General features: G+C 58.6%; 21 protein-coding genes. 10 read left to right on the plus strand and 11 right to left on the minus strand.

The window, feature by feature from the left end; all coding sequences use genetic code 11:
- Window positions 1–20 precede the first annotated feature (20 nt).
- From damX to trpS, 5 genes are all read left to right on the plus strand, one after another.
- Window positions 21–1,334, plus strand: a complete 1,314-nt coding sequence (damX, locus tag AFK66_RS00770; protein ID WP_023897858.1) for a cell division protein DamX — start codon at window positions 21–23, stop codon at window positions 1,332–1,334.
- Window positions 1,335–1,402: 68 nt separating this feature from the next.
- Window positions 1,403–2,221, plus strand: a complete 819-nt coding sequence (dam, locus tag AFK66_RS00775) for an adenine-specific DNA-methyltransferase (RefSeq protein ID WP_007775019.1) — start codon at window positions 1,403–1,405, stop codon at window positions 2,219–2,221.
- 44 nt (window positions 2,222–2,265) lie between these two features.
- On the plus strand, window positions 2,266–2,943 hold the full coding sequence (rpe, locus tag AFK66_RS00780; protein WP_007753071.1) for a ribulose-phosphate 3-epimerase: 678 nt from the start codon (window positions 2,266–2,268) through the stop codon (window positions 2,941–2,943).
- Window positions 2,936–3,694 carry a phosphoglycolate phosphatase gene (gene gph, locus AFK66_RS00785; protein ID WP_007775021.1) on the plus strand — a complete coding sequence of 253 codons (759 nt, stop codon included), beginning with the start codon at window positions 2,936–2,938 and terminating at the stop codon, window positions 3,692–3,694. Before rpe ends, gph begins: the two co-directional genes overlap by 8 nt.
- Window positions 3,687–4,691 (plus strand): tryptophan--tRNA ligase, encoded by a 1,005-nt coding sequence (gene trpS, locus AFK66_RS00790; protein WP_007775023.1) that lies wholly within the window; start codon window positions 3,687–3,689, stop codon window positions 4,689–4,691. Before gph ends, trpS begins: the two co-directional genes overlap by 8 nt.
- A gap of 85 nt (window positions 4,692–4,776) precedes the next feature.
- On the opposite strand, the gene AFK66_RS20885 is transcribed toward trpS, so the two are convergent.
- The 10 genes from AFK66_RS20885 to tsgA form a co-directional block, all read right to left on the minus strand.
- Window positions 4,777–4,947, minus strand: a complete 171-nt coding sequence (locus AFK66_RS20885; protein WP_007775025.1) for a YhfL family protein — start codon at window positions 4,945–4,947, stop codon at window positions 4,777–4,779.
- 153 nt (window positions 4,948–5,100) lie between these two features.
- Entirely contained in the window at window positions 5,101–5,832 is a 732-nt protein-coding gene (locus AFK66_RS00795) for a GntR family transcriptional regulator (protein WP_004386581.1), read from the minus strand.
- A gap of 101 nt (window positions 5,833–5,933) precedes the next feature.
- Window positions 5,934–6,719, minus strand: a complete 786-nt coding sequence (frlD, locus tag AFK66_RS00800) for a fructoselysine 6-kinase (protein WP_007775028.1) — start codon at window positions 6,717–6,719, stop codon at window positions 5,934–5,936.
- Window positions 6,716–7,546, minus strand: coding sequence for a fructoselysine 3-epimerase (frlC, locus tag AFK66_RS00805; protein ID WP_007775031.1), 831 nt, complete (start codon window positions 7,544–7,546; stop codon window positions 6,716–6,718). The genes frlD and frlC overlap by 4 nt, the downstream gene beginning before the upstream one ends.
- A 50-nt stretch (window positions 7,547–7,596) precedes the next feature.
- The gene (gene frlB / locus AFK66_RS00810) at window positions 7,597–8,619 is read right to left on the minus strand and encodes a fructoselysine 6-phosphate deglycase (RefSeq protein WP_007775034.1); all 1,023 of its coding nucleotides are present in this window, start codon (window positions 8,617–8,619) and stop codon (window positions 7,597–7,599) included.
- Window positions 8,620–8,640: 21 nt separating this feature from the next.
- Window positions 8,641–9,981 (minus strand): fructoselysine/psicoselysine transporter FrlA, encoded by a 1,341-nt coding sequence (gene frlA / locus AFK66_RS00815; protein WP_007775036.1) that lies wholly within the window; start codon window positions 9,979–9,981, stop codon window positions 8,641–8,643.
- 284 nt (window positions 9,982–10,265) lie between these two features.
- Window positions 10,266–11,639: a siroheme synthase CysG gene (gene cysG / locus AFK66_RS00820; protein ID WP_007775042.1), complete on the minus strand. Its 1,374-nt coding sequence runs from the start codon at window positions 11,637–11,639 to the stop codon at window positions 10,266–10,268.
- A gap of 370 nt (window positions 11,640–12,009) precedes the next feature.
- Window positions 12,010–12,336: a nitrite reductase small subunit NirD gene (gene nirD / locus AFK66_RS00825; protein ID WP_007775045.1), complete on the minus strand. Its 327-nt coding sequence runs from the start codon at window positions 12,334–12,336 to the stop codon at window positions 12,010–12,012.
- Entirely contained in the window at window positions 12,333–14,879 is a 2,547-nt protein-coding gene (nirB, locus tag AFK66_RS00830; protein ID WP_023897863.1) for a nitrite reductase large subunit NirB, read from the minus strand. The genes nirD and nirB overlap by 4 nt, the downstream gene beginning before the upstream one ends.
- A 314-nt stretch (window positions 14,880–15,193) precedes the next feature.
- Entirely contained in the window at window positions 15,194–16,381 is a 1,188-nt protein-coding gene (gene tsgA / locus AFK66_RS00835) for an MFS transporter TsgA (protein WP_007775052.1), read from the minus strand.
- A gap of 275 nt (window positions 16,382–16,656) precedes the next feature.
- On the opposite strand from tsgA, the gene ppiA reads away from it, so the two are divergent.
- The 5 genes from ppiA (at window position 16,657) to argD (ending at window position 20,000) form a co-directional block, all read left to right on the plus strand.
- A complete protein-coding gene (gene ppiA / locus AFK66_RS00840; RefSeq protein ID WP_007775054.1) occupies window positions 16,657–17,229 on the plus strand; it encodes a peptidylprolyl isomerase A in 573 nt (190 codons plus the stop codon).
- Between the two features lie 107 nt (window positions 17,230–17,336).
- Entirely contained in the window at window positions 17,337–17,507 is a 171-nt protein-coding gene (locus AFK66_RS20890; protein WP_007775056.1) for a YhfG family protein, read from the plus strand.
- Window positions 17,497–18,099, plus strand: coding sequence for a putative adenosine monophosphate-protein transferase Fic (locus tag AFK66_RS00845; RefSeq protein ID WP_007775058.1), 603 nt, complete (start codon window positions 17,497–17,499; stop codon window positions 18,097–18,099). The genes AFK66_RS20890 and AFK66_RS00845 overlap by 11 nt, the downstream gene beginning before the upstream one ends.
- A 30-nt stretch (window positions 18,100–18,129) precedes the next feature.
- Window positions 18,130–18,693, plus strand: coding sequence for an aminodeoxychorismate synthase component II (locus AFK66_RS00850; RefSeq protein ID WP_007797010.1), 564 nt, complete (start codon window positions 18,130–18,132; stop codon window positions 18,691–18,693).
- 86 nt (window positions 18,694–18,779) lie between these two features.
- Window positions 18,780–20,000: a bifunctional acetylornithine/succinyldiaminopimelate transaminase gene (gene argD, locus AFK66_RS00855; protein ID WP_032972092.1), complete on the plus strand. Its 1,221-nt coding sequence runs from the start codon at window positions 18,780–18,782 to the stop codon at window positions 19,998–20,000.
- Here argD and AFK66_RS00860 read toward each other — a convergent pair whose 3' ends face one another.
- Entirely contained in the window at window positions 20,001–22,085 is a 2,085-nt protein-coding gene (locus AFK66_RS00860; RefSeq protein WP_007778753.1) for a YccS/YhfK family putative transporter, read from the minus strand.
- Window positions 22,086–22,106: the final 21 nt, after the last annotated feature.

The following is a 22,106-nucleotide window of genomic DNA, read 5'->3' on the forward strand; positions in this document are numbered from 1 at the left end:
GCCTTCGAGTGGGGTGTTAAATGGATGAATTCAAACCAGAAGACGAGCTGAAACCCGATCCCAGCGATCGTCGTCCTGGTCGTTCTCGTAAATCTGCTGAGTTCGATAACGAACCGCAAATCAACATTGATGACGTTGATCTGGATGCAGACGATCGTCGTCCGGCGCGCGCGCGTCGCGAGCAGACGCAAGAGAGTTACGAAGCGGATGAATCGCTGGCCGATGATGAAGAAGTCCAGGAGCGTCGCCCGCGCAAGCGTAAAAAAGCGCCCCCGAAAGGGCCCATTTCTCGCCAGCATCTGATGATGGCGCTCGGTATTTTTGTGCTGGTGCTGCTGATTATCGGCATCGGTTCGGCGCTAAAAGGCCCGGACACCACGAAAACCGACGACGCGCAGGCGCAAAACGCCGAGAAGAATATCGATCTCTCCGGTAACGCAGGCAGCCCGTCAGACCAGGCCAACGGCGCGCAGCCGCAGCCGGGCAACACCTCTGCCGCGAACCAGAATAACAGCAACGCGCCGCAGGATATCTCTCTGCCGCCGGTGTCCTCAACGCCGACTCAGGCGGAGTCGCCGTCTGCGCCCCAGGGCCAGCAGCGTGTCGAAGTCCCGGGCGATTTGAATAATGCGCTGACGCAGCAGCAAGGTCAGATTGATAACGCTGTAGCAGGTTCTACGCTCCCTACCGAGCCGGCCACCGTCGCACCGGTGAACGGCAACGCCGCAGCCTCTCAGCCGTCGCGCGACACCGCGCAAAGTGAGAAACCTGTGCGTCATAACGCCGCTACCACCACGCGTCCTGAGCGTAAGCAGATGGTGATTGAGTCTGAGCCGCGTAAAACGCAGACCACCCAGAGCAAACCGCAGCAGGCGCCGGCGAAAACCGTCACCGCGGAGCAGAAGCCAGCCAGTACGCCGAAACATAGCGAACCGGCGACCGGCACCGCCTCTGCGCCGGTGAAAGCGCCAGCGGCCACCGCCACGCAAGCGCCGAAGAGCGCGCCTGCCGCGAGCCAGGCTTCCGCCCCTGCGGGTGGCGCGAGCGCCGGTAATGTTGGTGCGCTGAAATCCGCGCCGGGCAGCCACTACACGCTTCAGTTGAGCAGTTCGTCGAACTACAACAACCTGAACGCGTGGGCGAAGAAAGAGAATCTGAAAAACTACGTGGTGTACCAGACGACCCGTAACGGTCAGCCGTGGTATGTGCTGGTAAGCGGCGTGTATGGCTCGAAAGATGAAGCGAAACGCGCGGTTTCTTCGCTGCCAGCCGACGTGCAGGCGAAAAACCCGTGGGCTAAGCCGATTCACCAGGTCCAGGCCGATCTGAAGTAATGAGTAAAGCGCAGTATGCTGTCGGAGCCTTCTCCACAGCGTGGGAAGGTATGAATTAATCAGGCAGCATGAAAAAATATCGCGCTTTTCTTAAATGGGCAGGGGGAAAATACCCCCTGCTCGACGATATCAAACGTCACCTCCCGGAAGGGGAGTGTCTTATTGAGCCGTTCGTCGGCGCCGGGTCGGTTTTTCTTAACACCGACTATTCGCGCTATGTGTTGTCAGACATCAACAACGATCTGATAAGCCTCTACACCACGGTCAAAGATAAAACTGACGATTACGTCAGCGAAGCGCGCCTGCTGTTTACCGCCGAGCATAATCAGGCCGAGGTGTACTATCAGCTGCGTGACGAGTTCAACCAGAGCCGGGACGAGTTCCGCCGCGCGCTGCTCTTTTTATATCTCAACCGCCACGGTTACAACGGGCTGTGCCGCTATAATCTGCGCGGCGAGTTCAACGTGCCGTTTGGCCGTTACAAAAAGCCCTATTTCCCGGAGACGGAGCTGTACCATTTTGCGGAGCGCGCCCAGAACGCCCTGTTTATCTGCGAATCCTATGACGCCAGCATGGCGCGGGCGCAGCAGGAAAGCAGCGCCGTGGTCTATTGCGATCCGCCTTACGCGCCGCTTTCCGCTACCGCAAACTTTACGGCTTATCATACGAACAGCTTTAATCTGGAACAGCAGCGGCATCTGGCGCAGCTTGCGGAAGGGCTGCAAAGCCAGCGCATTCCGGTGCTCATTTCTAACCACGATACTGAGCTGACCCGCCAGTGGTATCAGCAGGCGAAGCTGCATAAGGTGCGGGTACGACGCAGCATCAGCAGCAGTGGCGGCACGCGCAGAAAGGTGGACGAACTGCTGGCGCTTTACGAAGCCTGAGCCGGTTCCGTCCGCCATACACACAAGACTTAATGGAGAAGCGGATGAAACAGTATTTGATTGCCCCCTCGATTCTGTCGGCCGACTTTGCCCGGCTGGGTGAAGACACCGCACGGGTGCTGGCCGCCGGTGCCGACGTCGTCCATTTCGATGTTATGGATAACCACTATGTGCCGAACCTCACCATCGGGCCGATGGTGCTAAAGGCGCTGCGCGATTACGGCATTACCGCGCCCATCGACGTCCATCTGATGGTAAAACCGGTGGATCGCCTGATCCCCGATTTCGCCGACGCGGGCGCCAGCATCATTACATTTCACCCGGAAGCCTCCGAGCATATCGACCGTTCGCTGCAGCTTATCAAAGAACACGGCTGCAAAGCGGGCCTGGTTTTTAACCCGGCGACGCCGCTGAGCTATCTCGATTACGTGATGGATAAACTGGACGTGATTCTGCTGATGTCGGTCAACCCGGGCTTCGGCGGTCAGTCGTTTATCCCGCAGACACTGGAGAAGCTCAAAGAAGTGCGTCAGCGCATCGACGCCTCCGGGCGCGACATCCGCCTTGAAGTGGACGGCGGCGTGAAGGTCAGCAACATCGGCGCTATCGCCGCGGCGGGTGCCGATATGTTTGTCGCAGGCTCGGCCATTTTCAACGAGCCGGATTATCAGAAAGTCATCAACGATATGCGTAGCGAGCTGGCGAAGGTTTCTCATGGATAAGCTGCAAAAAATCCGCGCTGTCGCCTTCGATCTCGACGGTACGCTGGTAGACAGCGCGCCGGGTCTGACCTGGGCCGTGGATAACGCGCTCTATGCGCTGGAGCTGCCGACCGCGGGCGATGCGCGCGTTATCACCTGGATTGGCAACGGCGCCGATGTGCTGGTTGAGCGCGCGCTGAACTGGGCGCGTCAGGAGAAAGCCGCGCTTCGCGCCGCCGCGGGCAAGCCGGCGGAAACTGACGCTATTCCGGAAGAAGAACAGCGCCGCATGATGCGCCGTCTGTTTGACCGCTATTATGGCGAGGCCGTCGAGGCGGGTAGCGCGCTGTTCCCGGATGTGGCCGGGACGCTTGACGCGCTGCGCCGCCATGGCCTTGCGCTCGGGCTGGTCACCAATAAGCCGACGCCGTTTGTGGCCCCGATGCTGGAATCGCTCGGTATCGCAGACCATTTCAGCATTATTATCGGCGGCGATGATGTGCAGAATAAAAAACCGCACCCGGAACCGCTGTACAAAGTCATGGACGCATTGCATGTCACGGCGCAGGAGTTGCTCTTTGTCGGCGATTCACGCAATGATATTCAGGCGGCGCAGGCCGCTGGCTGCGCAAGCGTCGGTCTGAGCTATGGCTATAACTACGGCGAAGCGATAACGTTAAGCCACCCGGATTTCGTCTTTGACCATTTCCGCGACTTACTGCCCGCGTTCGGGCTCCCCCACAGTGACAATCAGGAATTGAAAAATGAGTAAGCCCATCGTTTTTAGTGGCGCACAGCCATCCGGAGAACTGACCATCGGTAACTACATGGGTGCGCTGCGTCAGTGGGTTAACATGCAGGATGATTACCACTGCATCTACTGCATCGTGGATCAGCATGCCATCACTGTGCGTCAGGACCCGGCCGCGCTGCGCAAAGCCACGCTGGATACGCTGGCGCTCTATCTCGCCTGCGGCATCGACCCGAAAAAGAGCACCATCTTCGTGCAGTCTCACGTGCCGGAGCACGCGCAGCTGGGCTGGGCGCTGAACTGCTACACCTATTTCGGCGAACTGAGCCGCATGACGCAGTTCAAAGACAAATCCGCGCGCTACGCGGAAAACATCAACGCCGGTCTGTTTGATTACCCGGTGCTGATGGCGGCGGATATTCTGCTGTACCAGACCAATCTGGTGCCGGTGGGCGAAGATCAGAAACAGCACCTGGAGCTGAGCCGCGATATCGCGCAGCGCTTCAACGCCATCTACGGCGATATTTTCCGCGTGCCGGAGCCGTTCATCCCGAAATCGGGCGCTCGCGTAATGTCACTGCTGGAGCCGACCAAAAAGATGTCCAAGTCGGATGACAACCGCAATAACGTCATCGGCCTGCTGGAAGATCCGAAATCCGTTGTGAAGAAAATCAAACGCGCGGTGACCGATTCTGACGAGCCGCCGGTGGTGCGCTATGACGTGGCGAATAAAGCGGGCGTCTCTAACCTGCTGGATATTCTGTCTGCCGTGACCGGCCAGAGCATCCCGGAACTGGAGCAGCATTTCGAAGGCAAAATGTATGGCCATCTGAAAGGCGAAGTGGCAGAGGCCGTCTCCGGCATGCTCACCGAGCTTCAGGAACGCTATCACCGCTACCGCAACGACGAAGCCTTCCTGCAAAGCGTGATGAAAGAAGGGGCCGAGAAAGCCCGCGCGCACGCTGGCGAAACGCTGAAGAAAGTGTATGAATCCATCGGGTTTGTGGCGCAGCCGTAATAAAAAACCGGGGCAGCCCGGTTTTGCGTGTCACAGTGAAACCACCTCTCAGGAGGTGGTTTTTTTATTGCTCAGCGCAGCCGTATTACTGGTCCGCTGCCGGGCCGCAGCCGCCGATCATTTTCGAAATAGAAATCGCCGGGTGAAGCAGATAGTCGTAGCTGCAGGTTTTGTTTTTATTTTCGACATGGCCGGTGCAGGCGGTCAGTGAGGAGAGTACGGCGGCCAGCATCGCGAGTTTAATGACATGTTTCATTATGCATCCCTATTGATAAAGTTTCCTAAATAGCTGATATGAATGTCTTTTATGACTATTCATAACGGGACGACTTTATGCGGTTTCAGGCAGGGGAAGTCAACGTCAGTAACAGGACTTGCAGGACAAGAAAAACCGCGCGGGCGCGGGTGTTCAGCGCCGCTGGTTGTCGATGGTCAACGTGACGCGATTGGCACGGCAGAACAACTCGGAATAGTGCACGGGTTTTTGATGCTGGTCGTAGGCGATTTTGCTGATGCGAAACAGCGGCTCTCCCAGCTCGCATTTCAGCCACTGCGCCTCGGCTTTGGTGGCGGTAAAAATATCGATGGTCTTTTTATCGCTCACCACCTGCGTATCGAAGCGTTCCTGAAACAGCTGATAGGTCGATGCGCCTGCGCTGTAGATCTCGTCAAACTGCGGGTAACGGGAGAGCGGGATCCACGAGGCATCGATAAACAGCGGTTCGCCATCGAGATACATCACCCGGCGCAGCAGGAACATCTCGCCGCCGCCCGGAATATTCAGCCGTTCGCAGAACGGATCGGCGCTGACGCGCGTCTGTTCAATCACTTCTTCTTTGGTGGGCTTGCCCTGCGATACGCCGAAATCGGTAAAGCCGCTCACGGTCAGCAACGCGTTTTCCACTTTCTTGCTCTGCACGAACGTGCCTTTGCCCTGCCAGCGGATCAGGACGCCATCTTTCACCAGATCGCTAATCGCCTTGCGAATAGTGATGCGGCTGACGTTGTAGAGCGTACACAACTCGCTTTCAGTAGGGATCTGCTGCCCGGCCTGGTAAACGCCTTGCCCGATATCATCAAGCAGACGCTGGCGGACGGTGGCATAAAGGAGTTGATGAGAGTAGCGCTCCGTAGCTGGCATGTATCGACCCTGAAGTTGTAGAAAACGTGGGGATGATTATAAGAGCGTTTATTGAGGAGTGACAGGGCGTTGGCGTGAGTTGCGTCACGCCAACGCAGACCTTACCAGGCGCCATGATAGCCAAGCGTTCGCGCCGCGCACTGCGTTCCCTGTTTCATCGCATCAATGAGCGGCAGTCCGGCGGCGACAGCACACAGGAAACCGGCGATGTAAGAATCTCCGGCCCCCATCGTATCCACCACTTCAACCTGCTCCGGCGGCATGCGCCAGAACCGCGCGCCATCCCACGCCAGACTGCCGTTCTCGCCAAGCGTGGCGATAGCGACGCCTGCGCCGCACTCCACCACCGTTTGCAGACGGTCGCGCAGCCAGGGCGTCTCTTCATGCGCGGAGGCAAACGCATAATCCAGATGCTCCGGCAGCGTGCGCCACAGCGGGCTTTCCCATTTGTCGGCAAAATCAAACGACAGCGTCTTCCCGGCAGCGTGAAGCGCCGGAAAAGCGGTGTCGGCGTGGCCCCAGATGGCGGAGTGAATCATATCGAACCCCGTGAGCCAGCGCAGATCCTCCTCGCTTACCGTAAAGCCCGCCATCACGCCTTCGGTATAGTCGCCAAGAATGCGGTCATTGTTGCGAAGCTCCACCTGGGTCTGCGCCGTGACGCCCGGTCTGGTATGCATATGCGTAATATCGACGCCGTGGCGCGCCAGATCCTGCTTCAGCATGTCGCCATAGTCGTCATCGCCGACCCAGCTGACGCAGGCGGGCCGCATTCCGTAGCGGGTGCTGTAAACCGCCACATTAACCGCGTTGCCGCCGGAAAACGCTTTGCCAAGCTGCGGATAGATATCCACGCAGTTATCGCCGACCGTCGCCAGTGTTTTCATAGCGCCTCCTGCGACAGCAGATCGCGAAAGCGCGCCAGCGCCTGGCGGGCGTAAAGCCGCGGCTCGTTCATGTACATGGTGACCAGCTCAATAGTGCAATAGCCGTCGTAGCCGCGATCGAGGATATCGCGCATCAGTTCGCGCAGCGGCATTTTGCCTTCGCCAGGGATGTAATGGCTGTCGCTCGCGCCGTCGCTGTCCACGATATGCAGATGACGCAGTTTATCGCCCAGTTTGTCGAAGTAGCTCATCACCGGCTCGCCCTGCACAAACGGCGCGCAGATATCGACCATGCTGTAAAGCCGCGGTGACGGCACCAGCGAAAGCGCCCGCAGCACGTCGTTCGCGTTGCAAACGACGTTGGATTCATACGGCGTGAGCGGCTCCAGCAGCAGATCGATGCCGATCTCTTCGGCGAATTCGCACAGCTCGCGCAGGTTATCGGCGAGGCGCTGCCAGATGGCGTCAGGTCCGGTGAGGTAGCCCGCGTGGGCCGCAGAGATCAGCGTAAAGCCTGCGTCCATCTCTTTGGCCATTTCCATGGCGAGCTTGATCATGTCGAGGCTTTCACGGCGCATCCGCTCGTCGCCCAGCATCATGTTATAGGGATAACCGTTGGTTTCCGGCGTGTAGCCGATGATCGGCATCTGATAAACGCGGGAAAGCTCTTTTACCTGACGAATGCCGCCTGCGTTGAGATCCGGCGCAAACGCGTGCGGCCTGCCGCCCCACAGCTCCAGTCCGTCATAACCCAGTTCGTGCGCGTCGCGAAAGGCGTGCTCCAGCGGCAACCGCTGATGCCCGCAGGTAAACATACCCGTTTTCATAACCCTTCTCCTTGCATCAATGCCGGCCCCCGCAGGAGCCGGGCGGGGGATTAATATTCGACAATGCCGCCGTAGTAGCGACGGTCGTCCGGGTTGTGGTCTTTGTAGATGGAGAGGTAGTAGCAGAGCCACTCCATCGGCACGAACATCAGGAATGGCGCGAGCCACGGGTGCAGCCCCTGGGAAATCTCCGCGTAGTCGATAACGATGACGCTATCGGTACGCTCGCGCACAAAGCGGATAGCGCGCTCGGTCGTGTGGCGGCTTTCGTCGTTGCCAAGCAGGAACAGGAACGGCACGCCCGGCTCGACGATCTCCAGCGGCCCGTGGCGGAATTCGCCGCTCTCAATCACCGAACCGTGCGTCCAGGTGAACTCCATCAGCGTCACAATCCCTTCTTTGTAGCCAAGCGGACGCAGCGGGCCCGCGGAAACGGTGTAGATCATCGGCCACTGCGACGCCTGCTCGCCGAGCTGGCGACCTTTGTCTTCCCAGGTGCGCACCAGATGGCCCAGCGCCTGCGGCAGCTTGCGCAAGTCATTTTTGATTTTGCCGATCTCCGCGTGCGGCGCCTGGCGGGTGATCATCTCCAGCACCACGCTGTAGCAGAGCAGCAGGTGAATTTCCCAGATGCAGTCGGCTTCATACTCCACCACGTGTTCGGCGGCCTGCACGATCGGGCTGTCCGGGCGTTTGGTGAACGCGGCGGTCAGCGCGCCGCAGGCCGCACCCAGCTCCAGCGCCTTAATGACTTCTTCGGTTTTGCCATAGTCGGAGACGCCAATCACCGCGCACTTCGCATCGAGGCGGTGCGGCGTGTTGTCGCAGAATTCCCAGCCGGAAAGCGCGTAAACCTGAAGGCTTGAGTAACGATCCGCCAGGTGCTTCGCCGTCTGCGCCGCGTTTAGCGGCGAGCCGCAGGCGACGAAATAGATGCGGTCAATGCCGCGGTTGATCATTTTGTCCGCAATGGCGTGCACGCGCGGCACATCCTTTTCCAGAATTTTTTCTACCTCCTGAACCATATTTTCGGTAACCAGGAAATCCACGGTGCTTTTATCGATATTCAACATGAAACAACTCTCCAGACAGGGTTAAGAAACATGAGCCAGACGGCGGTTGCGCTTTTCCCAGAAGGCGTAAGCGGGCAGGCCGGTGGCGATAACAATCAGGGCGCAGATAAGGCCGGGAACCGGCGCCCACACGAACGTGGAAGCGACCAGAATCAGGCTTGAGGCGATGGCGGCGAAGGTCATGAGGCCGAAGGCCGGGGTGCGCCACAGCGGTTGGTAATCCTCACGCTTGCGACACCAGATGATGGAGCCGAAGGTGAGCGTGTTTTTAAAGCACATCACCAGGGTGAAATAGCCGAGCAGGCTGGTGAGGTCTGACACGAAGATGAAGAAAATGCCCAGCGCGCACTGCAAAATGATGGAGACATCCGGCGTGTTGTATTTCGGGTGCACGTGGCCGAAGCATTTGAAGAACAGGTTGTCTTTCGCCATCGCGTATTCCAGGCGCGGCTGGTACATCACGCAGCTGGAGAGCGAACCTAAAATAACGATCATGGCGGTAATGGCGACAAATACGCCCGCCACGCTGCCGAGCGCCGGAATGTAAGTCAGCGCGTCGGAAATCGGCGTTTCGGAGGCGGCGAGCTTGTCGAACGGCATCAGCCCGGAGATAACCAGCGCCAGCAGCGAGTAGAGCACCAGTACCAGCAGGCAGGAGCCAATCAGCGCCCGCGGCATGGTTTTGCCGGGGTTTTTGATTTCGCCGGTCATGTAGCAGATGGACGCCATGCCGGTATAGGACCAGCTGGTGGCCGAGATCCCCGCCAGCAGTGCCATGATGCCCGCCGCCGCGCTGGTGGTGGCGCTGCTGGCAGGCGCCGTGAAGTTATCGCCCTTCAGCCAGAAAACGCCGATGCCAATGACAATCGCAAAAGGAATGATTTTGGCGATGGTAATTAGCGTCTGGAACGTCGCGCCGCCCTCCACCGAGCGCAGGTGCAGCAGCATAAACGCGAGGATAAGCGCCGTCGCGACGAGCTTGCCGGTAAGCGGATCGAGCGGCACCAGAAACCCGAAGTTACTGACGATGGCGAGCGCCATGATGGAGAGCGACGGCGCGTCGTTGGCCCAGAAGCTGGCCCAGCCGGAGAGAAACGCCAGCGGGCGGCTGCCGGCGTTTTTGAGATACACGTAATCAGCGCCGTTCTCGGGGTAAGCGGTAGAGAGCTCCGCGTAAACGCACATCTGCGGGATGACAATCAAACCGCCAATCACAAAAGCGAGCACCGTGAGCCACGGCGTGCCTGCCGCTTTCGCCACTTCACCAACCGAAACGAAAATACCGGAACCGACGGTCGTTCCGACGGAAATGGCCAGCACGGCCCAGAAGCCGAGCTTGCGTTGTAGTTCCTGGCCTTCCATATCGTTACCTTTTTAGTATTGAACAGGGTTGTAGGATTCAGAGTGCGTCGCCCGGATGAAGGCAGCAGGAGGCCGCACGGCCCGTCAGGTGGGGTCGCGGAATGCCGTCAGGCTGTTTTCATGATGAGATGACGCATGACGAATATAACAACACATAATGAATTGTGTTGGCGAGGCAGATCACAAAATCACCGCTTGTTAGCGATATGTAATATATTTTAATGCTATGTCTTTGAAAGATAAGAAAAGAAAGTTTCAGGCCAGCGGGGCTGGCCTGAGAAGGGTTATTTAGACGAGAACCAGTTGAGCTTATCGCGCAACGCCACGACGCGGCCGACGATAATCAGGCTTGGGCTTTCCACACGCTGCGCCAGCGCGCCAAGTTCGCTCAGCACACCGGCCACCACGCGCTGTTTGACGCTGGTGCCGTTTTCCACCAGCGCCACCGGCATCTGCGGATCCATGCCGTGTTCAATCAGTTTTTCCTGGATGGCGGCGGCCTGGTTTAAGCCCATGTAGAACACCAACGTCTGTTTTTCGGCGGCGAGATTATGCCAGTCAAACTCACCGCCGTTTTTCAGATGTCCGGTGATAAGCCGCACGCTCTGGGCGTAGTCGCGGTGAGTCAGCGGCAGCCCGGCGTAGGCTGAACAGCCCGACGCCGCGGTAATGCCCGGTACCACGGAGAAAGGAATGCCCGCGTCGCAGAGCGTTTCCAGCTCCTCGCCGCCGCGCCCGAAGATAAACGGATCGCCGCCTTTCAGGCGCACGACGCGTTTGCCGCGCTGGGCTTCGCGCAGCAGGATCTGGTTGATCTCCTCCTGCGGCACGCAGTGATAGCCCGCGCGTTTGCCGACAAACACGCGATCGGCGTCGCGGCGCACCAGATTCATAATCTCATCGGAGACCAGACGGTCGTAGACCACGATATCCGCCTGTTGGATCTGCTGAAGCCCCTTGAGTGTCAGCAATCCCGGATCGCCAGGGCCCGCGCCCACCAGTACGACTTCGCCGCGATCGTCAAGCGGTTCACTCAGCAGCGTTTCGGTAATACGGTTAACGGCCTGTTCATCGTCATTGGCGAGCGACTGCGCGAGGCGGTCGTTAACGAAAAACTTCTCCCAGAAGCGGCGGCGCTCGCTCATGGAGGCGAAGGTTTGCTTCACGCGGCGGCGGAGTTGCCCGGCGTAACCGGCGACTTTCCCGAGGTGTTGAGGCAGCAGCGCTTCGAGCTTTTCGCGCAGCAGACGCGCCAGCACGGGCGACGTGCCGCCGGAAGAGACGGCCACCATCAGCGGCGAGCGGTCAATAATCGATGGCATGATGAAGCTCGCCTGTTTCGGCGCATCCACCACGTTGCAGAAGATACGCCGCGCCTCGGCGGCCTCGCTGACCTGATTATTCACCGCGTCATCGTCCGTGGCGGCGATAGCCAGCCAGCAGTCGTCGAGCAGGCTTGCGTTAAATTCGCCCTGTACCAGGCGCAGCATGCCCTGTTCAGCCCAGGCTTCAAACTGCGGCGCGAATGCGAGCGCGTTAACCGTAAGCGCAGCGCCTGCCTCCAGCAGCAGACGCGCCTTACGTTCTGCGACATCGCCGCCGCCGACCAGCAGGCAGGCGCGATGACGTAACTGACAAAATATCGGCAGGTGATCCACGGCGTATCCTTCTTCTCGGGCTTAATGAGCGGGTTGTGGGGCGGTGCGGGCGCTTCGCTTTCAGGGGAGCATATCAGTTACCCAACCCCGTGAACACGGCACCAGAAGGCGTTCTGGCAGGGATTACCCATAACAGGTTATGCGCGGTACCCCAGAATATGAAAGGCCTCTCGTCCAATCCGGTACCGACGCTCCCGAAATGTGAACGCCGGGAGCGTTTTCATAAGTAGCGCTTTTGGCTGCCTTCTGTGCGCAGGGCAGTTGCGGCTGTTTAAAACACCGTGGTGGATGCGCTGCGCTTATCCACCCTACGAACTGATGCTCTTATATCGTGCAGGTGGATGCGCTGCGCTTATCCACCCTGGGATATTTACGCCTTTACCTGTACCTGACCGTCTTTCACGCGCGCCTCAAAGTGCGCGACAGAACGGCTTTCATCTTCCATACACAGCCCATCGCGCAGGCGGAAGCGCTGCTTTTTCAGCGGGCTTGCCACCCATAACTCGCCCTGATGTTCGGCGATGATGCCGCGAGAAAGAACGCTCGCCTCAAAGAACGGGTCGATATTACTGATGGCGTACACCTCGTCGTTAGCGCGCGGGCGGAAAATCGCCACCTGGTGTTCGCCGACCAGCGCGCAGACGCCGGTCGCCGGGATAATCTCATCGAGCGAACAAATCGTGTTCCACTGGCTCATACGGTTTCCTCCACGAAGGTGACAGGGATGCGCTCATACGGCGTGGCCGGACGGTGCTGCTGGCGCTCCGGTACCACCTGCACGTTAGGGTCACGGCGATCGCTGTTCACGAAATGTTTAAAGCGGCCCTGCGCCTGCGGATCGTTGACCGTTTCGGTCCACTCGCAAATCACTGCCTCGCGCAGACGCGTCATTTCGGCTTCGAGCTGGCTGTTCAGGCCCAGCTTGTCGTCGATGATGACGCTTTTCAGGTAGTCGATGCCGCCTTCCATGTTGTCCAGCCACGGTGCGGTACGGGTCAGTTTGTCTGCGGTGCGGATGTAGAACATCATGAAGCGGTCGAGATAGCGCACCAGCGTGTCTTTATCGAGATCCGCCGCCAGCAGGTCAGCATGACGCGGTTTCATGCCGCCGTTACCGCAGACATAGAGGTTCCAGCCTTTTTCGGTAGCGATAATGCCGACATCTTTGCCCTGCGCTTCGGCGCATTCACGTGTACAGCCGGAGACGCCGAATTTCATTTTGTGCGGCGTACGGATGCCTTTGTAGCGGTTTTCCAGCTCGACGCCGAAGCCCACGCTGTCGCCAACGCCGTAACGGCACCAGGTGCTGCCGACGCAGGTTTTCGCCATGCGCAGCGCTTTGGCGTAGGCGTGGCCGGTTTCGAAGCCGGCGGCAATCAGCTGACGCCAGATTTCCGGCAGATCGTCTTTCTGCGCGCCGAACAGGCCGATACGCTGAGAGCCGGTGATTTTGGTATAGAGGTTAAACTCGCGGGCGATACGGCCCACTTCCATCAGTCCTTCCGGCGTAATTTCCCCACCCGCGGAGCGCGGGATCACGGAGTAGGTGCCATCTTTCTGAATGTTCGCCAGGAAGTTGTCATTGGTGTCCTGCAGCGGCGTGTGCTGCGGCTTGAGAATGTACTCATTCCAGCAGGACGCCAGCAGCGAGCCGACGGTCGGCTTACAGACTTCGCAGCCGTAGCCTTTGCCATATTTCGCCAGCAGTTCCTCGAACGATTTAATGCCTTCGACGCGAATGAGGTGATACAGCTCCTGGCGGGAGAACGCGAAGTGCTCACACAGGTTGTTGTTCACTTCGATGCCCTGTTTCGCCAGTTCAGCGTTCAGCACCTGAGTCACCAGCGGGATACAGCCGCCGCAGCCGGTACCGGCTTTGGTTTCAGCTTTCAGCGCCGCGACGGTATGACAACCTTTGTTGATGGCGGCGATAAGCGCGCCTTTGGTGACGTCGAAGCAGGAGCAAATCTGCGCGCTGTCCGGCAGTTTATCAACCCCAATAGAAGGCTTACCGCTGGCGGCGTGCGCCGGGAGGATCAGGGAATCCGGGTTTTCCGGCAGCTCGATGCCGTTCAGCACCAGTTGCAGCAGGTTGCCGTAATCGCTGGTGTCGCCCACCAGCACCGCGCCGAGCAGCGTTTTGTTATCTTCGCTGACGATAAGGCGTTTGTAGATCTCTTTGCTCTCGTCGAGGAACACATAGCTGCGGGATTTCGGCGTGCGGCCATGCGCGTCGCCGATACCGCCGACGTCAACGCCCAGCAGTTTCAGCTTGGCGCTGAGATCCGCGCCCTCAAACTGATTGCCCGCGTTGCCGAGAATGTGGTCAACCGCCACCTGCGCCATTTTGTAGCCCGGTGCGACGAGGCCATAGACGCGGCTGTGCCAGCTGGCGCACTCGCCAATGGCGTAGATATCCGGGTCGGAGGTCTGGCACTGGTCGTTAATCACGATGCCGCCACGCGGCGCGATGTCGAGATCGCACTGTTTCGCCAGTTTGTCGCGCGGGCGGATACCGGTGGAGAAGACGATGAAATCCACTTCCAGCTCGCTGCCATCGGCAAAGCGCATCGTTTTACGCGCTTCAGTGCCCTGCTGGACAATCTCCTGGGTGTTTTTGCTGGTGTGAACTCGCACGCCCATGCTTTCGATTTTACGGCGCAGCTGCTCGCCGCCCATCTGGTCGAGCTGCTCGGCCATCAGCATCGGCGCGAATTCGATCACGTGCGTTTCGACGCCCAGGTTTTTCAGCGCGCCCGCGGCTTCCAGCCCGAGCAGGCCGCCGCCAACCACCGCGCCGCGTTTGCTGCGACGCGCGCAGGCTTCAATCGCGTTCAGATCTTCAATGGTGCGGTAAACGAAGCAGTCCTGGGTGTCAGAACCTTTAATCGGCGGGACCCACGGGTAAGAGCCTGTCGCCATGATCAGTTTGTCGTAGAAAACGGTGCGCCCGGCGCTGGAGTGGATCACTTTCTCCTGGCGGTTAATGGTGATGGCGCGCTCGCCCACCAGCACTTTCACGCCGTGCTTGTCGTAGAACCCCTCGCGAACCAGCGACAGCTCTTCCGCGGTGTGATGGGAGAAATAAGAGGAGAGGTGCACGCGGTCATAGGCGATGCGCGGCTCCTCACAGAAGACGGTGATGTCGAACTGGCCTGGTTCGGCTTTATCGAGAAGGTCTTCGATAAAGCGGTGACCAACCATGCCGTTACCGATAATCGCGAGTCTGACTTTGCTCATTTTTGCCTCGATTTCTTTTCTATTACCGCCTACCTTAACGATTCAGCACCCTCGCTTATTGATGTAAATCAATTACATCTTTGTATACCCCTTAATGGGTATATCATTGATTTTAGTGGTATTTTATAAGTGCAGGAATTAACAGGGGTTTCGCAGGCGTCGGTTTTTTGAGCCGCAATGGCGCAAATTTTCACCAGAGGTATTGATGGTGTGAAGGCGTTAAAGTGAGACGCGAGAAGAGGGCAAACCGCAAAGCGTGAGGGAAACAAAACAAGAAAAATGTCCCTTCCCGGCAGGGAAGGGACAGGTAAGACTTAGTGCGCCGCTTCCGTTTTCGCGTGCTGGCGGTGGCGGGTGACAAAGCCCAGCGCGAAGCACATCACAAACACCACAGCGTAAAGGCCGTTGGCGGTAAACAGCGCCGCCTGCGGGCCGTGATTCGCCACAATCGGGCCGGTCACGATAAAGGTCAGCATGGTGCCGACGGTGCCGCAGGTCAGGATGAAGTTAACCAGTTTCGGTGAGGAGACTTTAGTCTGCTGCGAGCCGAGCGTAATGATGGTGGTGTAAATCGCGCTGGAGAAGAAGCCCAGCGCCAGAATGAACCACGCCATATGTTCCGGCTTGCTGGTAATAAAGAAGTACATCAGCACCGTGGCGAGACCCGCCAGCACGGTCAGGATGCGCTGCAAATCAAAGAAGCGCAGCACGAAGCTGAAGACCCACATGCCGACCATGTAAGACATCCAGAAGTTGCTCACCAGCGTACCGGCGTCGTTCAGGTTCATGCCGAGGCCTTTAGTGGCGTATTCCGGCACCCAGCCGATAAAGCCGAGCTGGCCCAGAATGTAGCAAAGCGCCGCGATGGAGAGGAACAGCACGCCCACGCCCCATTTCTCTTTCACGACCGGCTGGTTGTCCTTCACGGCGTGTTTGCCGAGCACCGGGAAATCGCAGCCGAACGTCAGGATGAAAATCGCGACATAAACCAGGCCGATGCAGGCATACACCCAGTACCACTCAATGCTGCGCGCCAGCAGGAAGGCGGCGACCATCGGGAAGATCATCCCGGCCATGCTGAAGAAGGAGTCGGTAAACAGCAGGCGCGAGCCGCGCTGACGGCCTTCATACATATGAGTAATCAGGAATGTCCCGATCGACATCGTGATCCCGCTCACCAGGCCAAGCACAAACATCGCGGCGGAGAAAAGCGCCAGGCTCTGGCTGAACATCAGCGCCACCACAGCGAGCACCATCAACACAAAGCCAAAGCGCAGCTGGGTTTTCAGCGGCACGATTTCCATCAGCCAGGCGTTTAAAAAGATAGAGATCAAAATCCCGGCGTTCAGGAAAGTGAAGGTGTTACTCATGCTGGATACGGGCAGTTTGAAATATTCTGCGATATTCCCCATCACCATCCCGGTGACGATTACCAACGCGCCAGTAAGGGCGTAGGAAAAAAAGCTGATCCATGTGAGCTTAATACGATTGCTGTTAGTCATGACTGGCCTGTGAATAGAAGTGTAAAGCGCGTTGACGGCGCCGGGAACCCAGGCATTCTAGGTGGTATTGTGATCCAATAAAACATTCATTGATCACATGCTGTGTAAAACGACATGGTTTATATGACGGGGTTCACAGAATTTCACGCATCAGATCCGATGAGCGCTTTTTCGCTGCGCGCTGGTACGTAAATCCAGGTAAATCGCTGGCACGTCATGCAATCGCTATTTAGAATCGACCCACTCGCTTTTTTCTGCTTCGTAAGGAATTCTTCATGCTCAAATCCACTCTGGCGGCTGTTGCGGCTGTATTTGCTCTCTCTGCCCTTTCTCCTGCCGCACTGGCGGCAAAAGGCGACCCGCACGTTCTGCTGACGACCTCTGCGGGAAATATTGAGCTGGAGCTGAACAGCCAGAAAGCACCGGCATCGGTTAAAAACTTCGTTGATTACGTCAATAGCGGTTTTTATAACAACACCATTTTCCACCGTGTGATCCCGGGCTTTATGGTGCAGGGCGGCGGTTTTACCGCGGATATGCAGCAGAAGCCGACCAACCCGCCGGTGAAAAACGAAGCGGATAACGGCCTGCCAAACGCGCGCGGCACGATCGCGATGGCGCGCACCGCAGAGAAAGACAGCGCCACCAGCCAGTTCTTTATCAACGTGGCGGATAACGCGTTCCTGAACCACGGACAGCGCGATTTCGGCTACGCCGTTTTCGGTAAAGTCGTGAAGGGTATGGATGTGGCGGACAAAATCGCCCAGGTTCAGACCCACGACGTCGGCCCGTACCAGAATGTGCCGTCCAAACCGGTTGTGATCCTCTCTGCGAAAGTCCTGCCGTAATCGTCTTCCTCACGCGGGCTATCCGGCCCGCGTCGCTTCTCCTCCCGGCAAACCCGTCTATTGCTGCTTATACTTGTGGCACACGGGGTTACGCTCAGGGAGGCAAAATGCCAAAGAAACTCACCGACAGACAAAAGTCCCGTCTCTGGGACGCGCAAAAGAATCAGAACTTCCAGGCCAGCAACCGGCTGGAAGGCATTGAGGTGCCTCTGGTGACCTTATCCCGCGAAGAAGCGCTGGCGCGCATTGAAGAGCTAAGGGGGCACTATGAGCGATAAATTCGGCGACGGGCGCGACCCTTATTTCTGGTCCGGCAGCGATGTGCTGCGCAACCGGCTGAACATTCATGCCGCGCAGGATCTACAACATGCCGAGCGCGAACTGACCTCGCTGCGCGCGGCGACGCTGGAACTCGGCCCGGTACAGCGCGGGCTGCCGCACCTGTGCGCTATTCACCGCCAGCTTTTCCAGGATATCTACGACTGGGCGGGCGAACTGCGTGAGATGGACATCTATCAGGGTGAAACCCGCTTCGCGCATTTCGAATATCTGGAGAAAGAGGGCAACGCGCTGATGCAGGCGCTGGAAGATGAGGACTATCTCATCGGTCTGGAGCCGGAGGCGTTTGTCGCGCGCCTCGCGCACTACTACTGCGAAATCAACGTGCTGCATCCGTTCCGTATCGGTACGGGCCGCGCCCAGCGTATCTTCTTCGAACAGCTGGCGCTGCATGCGGGCTACAGCCTTGACTGGCGCGGTGTCGATGTCGACGCGTGGCGCGAGGCTAACCAGGCGGGCGCGATGGGCGATCTGGCACCCCTTGAGAAAATCTTCGCAAGCGTAGTGAGCGAAGCGCGGGAAAGCGAGTAAACTGGCGCGGTTCTTTTTTCCGGAGCCGCCATGTTACTGCTTATCGACAACTACGATTCTTTTACCTGGAACCTGTTTCAGTATTTCAGCGAGCTGGGCGCGGAGGTGGTGGTCAGGCGCAACGATGAACTGACGTGCGACGATATCGAGGCGCTCGCTCCGGCGCGCCTCGTGATCTCTCCCGGCCCCTGCACGCCGAATGAGGCTGGCATTTCACTGGCGGCAATCCGGCGTTTTGCCGGTCGCCTGCCGATTCTCGGCGTTTGCCTCGGGCATCAGGCCATCGGACAGGCCTTCGGCGCGGCCGTGGTGCGCGCTGAAAAGGTCATGCACGGCAAAACCTCGGTGATTTCGCATAACAACAGCGGCGTGTTTGCGGGGCTTAATAATCCGCTGACCGTTACCCGCTATCACTCGCTGATTATCGACCGCGCCACGCTGCCCGCGGAGTTTGAGATAACCGCCTGGACGGATGCGGGCGAGATCATGGGCATTCGCCACCGCCACCTTGCGCTTGAAGGCGTGCAGTTCCACCCGGAAAGCATTCTCAGCGAGCAGGGCCATCAGTTACTGGCGAACTTCCTTACGCGCTGAATTTTTATTGCCTTTTAGTGATTTTTTATTCATATTTTGTGCTTATCTTTTCATGTGCGATGGCACATTTACTGGATGGGCATGAAATGGCAACTGAAAAAACAGCAATTACGCGCGCCACCTTTGATGACGTGATCCTGCCGATTTATGCACCGGCTGAATTTATTCCGGTGAAAGGCAAGGGCAGCCGCGTGTGGGATCAGCAGGGCAAAGAATATGTCGATTTTGCGGGCGGGATCGCGGTAACGGCGCTCGGCCACTGCCACCCGCGGCTGGTGGAGGCGCTGAAAGCGCAGGGCGAAACGCTCTGGCACACCAGCAACGTCTTCACCAACGAGCCTGCGCTGCGCCTGGGTCAGAAGCTGGTGGACGCCACCTTCGCCGAACGCGTGGTGTTTATGAATTCCGGCACCGAAGCCAACGAAACTGCGTTCAAGCTTGCCCGCCACTACGCCATTACCCGCCACAGCCCGTACAAAACCAAAATTATCGCGTTTTATAACGCCTTTCACGGACGTTCGCTGTTTACCGTCTCCGTGGGCGGCCAGGCGAAATACTCCGACGGTTTCGGCCCGAAACCGGCTGATATCATTCATGTGCCGTTTAACGATCTCGATGCGGTCAAAGCGGTGATGGACGACCACACCTGCGCGGTGGTGGTCGAGCCGGTACAGGGCGAGGGCGGTGTGACCGCCGCGACGCCGGCATTCCTGCGCGGCCTGCGCGAGCTGTGCGATGAGCATCAGGCGCTGCTGGTGTTCGACGAAGTGCAGTGCGGCATGGGCCGCAGCGGCAAGCTGTTTGCCTATATGCATTACGGCGTGACGCCGGACATCCTGACCAGCGCCAAAGCGCTCGGCGGCGGTTTCCCGGTCAGCGCGATGCTCACCACCCATGATATCGCCTCGGCGTTTCACGTTGGCTCGCACGGCTCCACTTACGGCGGCAACCCGCTCGCCTGCGCGGTGGCGGGCGAAGCGTTTGATATCATCAACACCCCGGAGGTGCTGGACGGCGTGGCGCATAAACGCGAGCAGTTCGTACAGCATCTGGCGCAGATTGGCGAGCAGTATGGCTTATTCAGCGATATTCGCGGTATGGGCCTGCTGATCGGTGCTGAGCTGACGCCCGCCTTTCACGGACGCGCGCGCGATCTCCTCTACGCCGCGGCGGCGGAAGGTGTGATGGTGCTGAACGCCGGGCCGGACGTGCTGCGTCTTGCGCCATCGTTGCTGGTGGAGAGCGCGGATATCGACGAAGGCATGGCCCGCTTCGCACGCGCAGTCGCGCGCGTGGTCAACGGTTAATCATTGTGGCTGGCTCAGGCGTCGTCTGAGCCAGATCCCGTGATGCGGGCGCTGACGCCACGCCACGGAAGAGATGGTATGCATGGTGCGCAGGTGATCGAGAATGCGCAGCAGATGATGTTCCATTACGCCCGGCGCTCCGTCCGGCAATACCTCTTCACCCTCCAGTACCGCCTCGTTTTGCGTATCGCCCGGCGCGTCATGCTCCAGCCGCTGCTGGCAGCGCTGTAGCGCAATCTCACAGGCCTGTAAGTAACGCGCTGCGGTTTCTGGCGTCAGCGTGGTTTGCTCGCGCGCCATCGTCGTTATCGCGTTAATGTGCTCGACAATAAACTGGCTGTGCGTCACCCACAGGCGCATATCCTCCAGATAACGGCTATTAAAGCCTGGCTCCTGCATGGCCTGGTTGAGCGAGTTATAGAGCGCGTTGTGCGCCTGGTTGACCTGCATACGCTGCCAGGCGAGCGGGCCGGGCTGCGGGTCGTCGCTCAGGATCAGGCGCAGCGCCTCCTGGTCAGCCTCCAGCGCGTCATGCGCGTTCTGGCGCAGCAGGCCGCTTTGCCACTGGGGCCAGAGCCAGACCATACCGCCAAACGCGATAAGACAGCCGGACAGCGTGTCTATCAGGCGCGCCACGATGTACTGCTCGCCGTTGAGCGTCAGGATTTGCAGCGAATAGACCGCCGTGACGGTAAAGCCAATCATCGCCCAGCCGTAGTGCCGCCGGATTATCAGATAACTGATTAACGTCACCAGCAGCATGCCGAGCAGGGTATAGCCCTGCGGCACTTTCAGGTGCAGCGTGATGCCCGCGATAATCAGCCCCGCCAGCGTGCCGCCCGCCCGGTGCAGGATACGCACGCGGGTCGCGCCATAGCCGTTTTGCGTAACGAACAGCACCGTCATCAGGATCCAGTACGGCTTCGGAAGCTGGAACGCGCTCCCTAACAACCCCGCCGCCGCCAGCATCACGCCCAGACGCGCGGCGGTGCGCAGCGCGGCGGATTTCAGCGACAAATAGCTTTTCAGCGCCCGCAGCAGCGGCAGGCGTCGCTGGCCGCTGTCCATCAGATCACGGGCGTATAGCGGGCGCTGGGTGCGCAGCACGCGTGCAATACGGCTGAAATGGTATTCGCAGAACTGGCCAACCGGGTTATCCGGGTGCTGGCGGGCGATTTTCGCCAGCGCCTCGACCTGCTTATCCATCGAGAAACGATGCGAATAGCGGTGGTAAAGAATATCGTCAGAAAGCGTGCGCAGCCGCGTGGCGACGGTCTGCGCCGTCCAGCGCAACACTGCTTCGGCATGGCTGCGCTCCACCAGTTTTTGCACTTCGCCGGGCTGATGCAGCGATACCGAGATATGCTCCTGGAGATCCAGCGCCACCTGGAACGTGCGTAGCAGGCGCTTGTAACCGTTTTGTTTAGTGGCGGAGAGCATCTGCAACTGCTGATAGCACTGGCTTATCTGATCCACCACTTTTTGCTGATGCACCAGCAGCGGCGGCAGCGCCTGTTCCGGCTCGGTGTGGCGCGTCAGCAGGCTATATTTGGCCTCGCAGTAGTCGGCGAGGCTTTTATAAATCAGGCTTAACGATTCACGTAGCGGCTGTTCGCGCCACAGCCAGAACCAGAAACCGTTAAACGCGCCATACCAGAGCGTGCCAAAGACATAGAGCAGCATGGGCTCCCAGATGGGCATATTGCCGGCGAGGCTTAATGTAAAGATGGCCGCGATGAGCGAGGCGGGCAGCAGACGCGCATGCAGCGGGCTGATTTCCGCCGTCACGCCGAGCAGTAGCGCCAGCATCAGCAAAATGAGCGGCAGCGGCACAGACTGCAACAGCAGAAGTTGCACCGCCAGGCTGCTCAGCGCAAACAGCGAGGCGCCGATGATCAAGCGTTTAAAAAAGCGTTTGTGCGGGGTATCGAGACCGGCAATGTTGCAGCAGGCGGGAACGAGTGAAAACAGTAACCCTTGTTGAAGATGGCCCAGCATCAACCCGACCGCCACCGGCAGGCTTAAGATCAGCGTTTGCCGTAAAGCGTAATTAATTTCAGGGTGATAGATAAGACGACGCCACATAGGGGAGAAGTATAGATACAA

This window comes from Cronobacter malonaticus LMG 23826 (genome assembly GCF_001277215.2).
In the GTDB taxonomy this organism is placed as follows: domain Bacteria; phylum Pseudomonadota; class Gammaproteobacteria; order Enterobacterales; family Enterobacteriaceae; genus Cronobacter; species Cronobacter malonaticus.

Bases quoted from the DNA above. Each gene is read 5' to 3' on its own strand.
- damX (WP_023897858.1), top strand. From the start codon at position 21: ATGGATGAATTCAAACCAGAAGACGAGCTGAAACCCGATCCCAGCGAT.
- dam (WP_007775019.1), top strand. From the start codon at position 1,403: ATGAAAAAATATCGCGCTTTTCTTAAATGGGCAGGGGGAAAATACCCC.
- rpe (WP_007753071.1), top strand. From the start codon at position 2,266: ATGAAACAGTATTTGATTGCCCCCTCGATTCTGTCGGCCGACTTTGCC.
- gph (WP_007775021.1), top strand. From the start codon at position 2,936: ATGGATAAGCTGCAAAAAATCCGCGCTGTCGCCTTCGATCTCGACGGT.
- trpS (WP_007775023.1), top strand. From the start codon at position 3,687: ATGAGTAAGCCCATCGTTTTTAGTGGCGCACAGCCATCCGGAGAACTG.
- AFK66_RS20885 (WP_007775025.1), bottom strand. From the start codon at position 4,947: ATGAAACATGTCATTAAACTCGCGATGCTGGCCGCCGTACTCTCCTCA.
- AFK66_RS00795 (WP_004386581.1), bottom strand. From the start codon at position 5,832: ATGCCAGCTACGGAGCGCTACTCTCATCAACTCCTTTATGCCACCGTC.
- frlD (WP_007775028.1), bottom strand. From the start codon at position 6,719: ATGAAAACACTGGCGACGGTCGGCGATAACTGCGTGGATATCTATCCG.
- frlC (WP_007775031.1), bottom strand. From the start codon at position 7,546: ATGAAAACGGGTATGTTTACCTGCGGGCATCAGCGGTTGCCGCTGGAG.
- frlB (WP_007775034.1), bottom strand. From the start codon at position 8,619: ATGTTGAATATCGATAAAAGCACCGTGGATTTCCTGGTTACCGAAAAT.
- frlA (WP_007775036.1), bottom strand. From the start codon at position 9,981: ATGGAAGGCCAGGAACTACAACGCAAGCTCGGCTTCTGGGCCGTGCTG.
- nirD (WP_007775045.1), bottom strand. From the start codon at position 12,336: ATGAGCCAGTGGAACACGATTTGTTCGCTCGATGAGATTATCCCGGCG.
- nirB (WP_023897863.1), bottom strand. From the start codon at position 14,879: ATGAGCAAAGTCAGACTCGCGATTATCGGTAACGGCATGGTTGGTCAC.
- tsgA (WP_007775052.1), bottom strand. From the start codon at position 16,381: ATGACTAACAGCAATCGTATTAAGCTCACATGGATCAGCTTTTTTTCC.
- ppiA (WP_007775054.1), top strand. From the start codon at position 16,657: ATGCTCAAATCCACTCTGGCGGCTGTTGCGGCTGTATTTGCTCTCTCT.
- AFK66_RS20890 (WP_007775056.1), top strand. From the start codon at position 17,337: ATGCCAAAGAAACTCACCGACAGACAAAAGTCCCGTCTCTGGGACGCG.
- AFK66_RS00845 (WP_007775058.1), top strand. From the start codon at position 17,497: ATGAGCGATAAATTCGGCGACGGGCGCGACCCTTATTTCTGGTCCGGC.
- AFK66_RS00850 (WP_007797010.1), top strand. From the start codon at position 18,130: ATGTTACTGCTTATCGACAACTACGATTCTTTTACCTGGAACCTGTTT.
- argD (WP_032972092.1), top strand. From the start codon at position 18,780: ATGGCAACTGAAAAAACAGCAATTACGCGCGCCACCTTTGATGACGTG.
- AFK66_RS00860 (WP_007778753.1), bottom strand. From the start codon at position 22,085: ATGTGGCGTCGTCTTATCTATCACCCTGAAATTAATTACGCTTTACGG.